The 2,049-nt window shown below is 57.7% G+C and carries 2 pseudogenes; both read left to right on the top strand.

The annotated features are described in order from the left end of the window. Nucleotides 1-991: pseudogene (locus U4Z31_RS36790) on the top strand (hypothetical protein); the annotation flags it as partial. Between the two features lie 134 nt (nucleotides 992-1,125). Next, nucleotides 1,126-2,049, top strand: a pseudogene (locus U4Z31_RS36785) (virulence factor); the annotation flags it as partial.

Genomic DNA, 2,049 nt, shown 5'->3' with positions numbered 1-2,049 from the left:
CGGCGTGCAGAAACCGTACCGGTATTGGGAAGACGATTGGCGGCATGGCAAACAAGGAACGAAGCCGGGGTTCTGGTATCCGCCGTCGCCGCCGGCCAAATTCAATCTGGTGGGCGCGATCAAAGGGAATGAGTCTGTGTTGGGCATGGCAGCGACGCTCGTGACTGCGCCACTCATGTTCGTCGTGACCGGCATCAGTTCGGCGTTGAACATGCTCCGCGTTAACGCTGACCCGCCGAAGGGTTGGACGGTGGTGGCGGATGCGCCGGAACTCGACGAGCCGTTCCCGCCGAAGGCGATGCGATTCGGTAAACCCGTCGAGACGAAGGACGGCGATGCGACAAGCGACTTCAACGAAGGCAACGATCCGCCGGCTGCTTGGCGCGATGCGAACAAGACCGAGGCAGACAAGCGCGGCGACGATCCGTACGACCAGTACAAGGCAAAGAACGAGGCCAGCGTCGCCCGAGGTACAGCCTCAACGGAAGCCGGACAGCGTTACGAGGACCGCGCGCTGATGCGAATGGAAGCGCGCCGAACGCTGAATTCGGAGTGGCTCGATCGCGACGGCCACGTGATCGGCGAGGACGGTAAAAGCGCGATGCCCGAAGGCTACAAGGATTGGCGCGACAAACAGATCGTCGATTGGCTCGATCGCGGTGCGACCAACAGCCCCACGAATCACTCAACGACGATGACCAATCCCGAGCATGCCGAAAAGGCGCTTGCGTATGACGTCGCGGTGGGCTTGTGCTACGTAACGGAGAAGCAACTCAAAGCGTTGCGTATCGAGGCGGACTGGCGGATGGGTGAAGGTATTCCGGATGACAATCCAAACAAGAAGTATTACGAATATTTTTCACGCGGAAAATTCGACGACTTGCCGCTGCATGAATGGGTACATACCGAGGGCAGCGAAGGAAATATTCCCGGCGCGATCGCGGATCAACGTGAAGGAGAACTTTATTTGAAAGTCGGAGGTGTGATTTGAAGGCGCTAATCGCTACATGGCCGCGACGTGTCGCTATTGCCGTTTCGGCATGGCTGATTACCGTCGTGCTCATGGCCATGCTGATGGCTTACGTAGAGCAACCCGATCCGGCACATGTGGAAATAGGAGATTGGATGAAACGCTTCATTGTTGTACCTGGCCTGGCCGCGCTCATGGTGTTTCTGTTGACCACGTCAGTGATGCGTCCGGCACAAGCTGCGCCTGCCAAGGAGGCTGTAGGGAATATGGCGCTGGCAGCCGAGAAGCCGGTGAAGCCCTTCGTCGCGCAGGTGGTCGGTCTGATTTGGTTGAATCCTTTGCAACGCATGGACTATCCGACCGAATGGCAATTGTTGTGGACGCAAGGGCTCGCCGCACCGAACAAGAACGACGACATGGTGCGCACCGACCCGAAGTCATTTTCCACGCTTCAGTCGATTGGGGCGTTGGTTTACGGCAATGAGGGCGAGGAAACGTTCAAGGGCTTCTACCACAAGTACATGTACAAGTTTCCGCTCCTACTTAGCTCACGCTATGCATCCAATCCGAAATATTTCTACACGGTGAGCCCGGCCAATAAAAATGACTGGCGCGAACTGGCGGGCATTCGTGTCGAACTTGCCATTCCGAATCGACTCGAAATCGACGACTCGCAAACCTACTTGAAAGACTCGATCCGAAAGACGTTCTCGATTGGCAATCGGCATTTCCCGACGATGTGGAGCCGCGACACGCCTCCCGACGTGCAAATTACTCAAGGCGGCGCAAACGCCGGCTTCACGTCGCTGAACAACGCGCTGGATTACTTGCAGGCGAACCCCGACAAGACTGTCTGGGCAATGAACTGGGACGCCCCGAACTTCCCGCCCACGGATGCGCAGATCAACGAGAACCTCGTCGTGCTGTTCCTCGCCGGCCCGAACTTCAACACCGAGCGCGAACCGCTCGCATGGATCGGCAAGGCCGCAACTGGCAACACGCACGATTTTTCGCCGAAGGTCGGCACGACACGAACGGTGCAGGCATGGAAAGCCACGATCGACGAAGCTGCACGCAAT

This window comes from Burkholderia sp. BCC1985 (assembly GCF_905339915.1).
Classification (GTDB): domain Bacteria; phylum Pseudomonadota; class Gammaproteobacteria; order Burkholderiales; family Burkholderiaceae; genus Burkholderia.
This window is presented reverse-complemented; position numbering and strand designations above follow the sequence as displayed.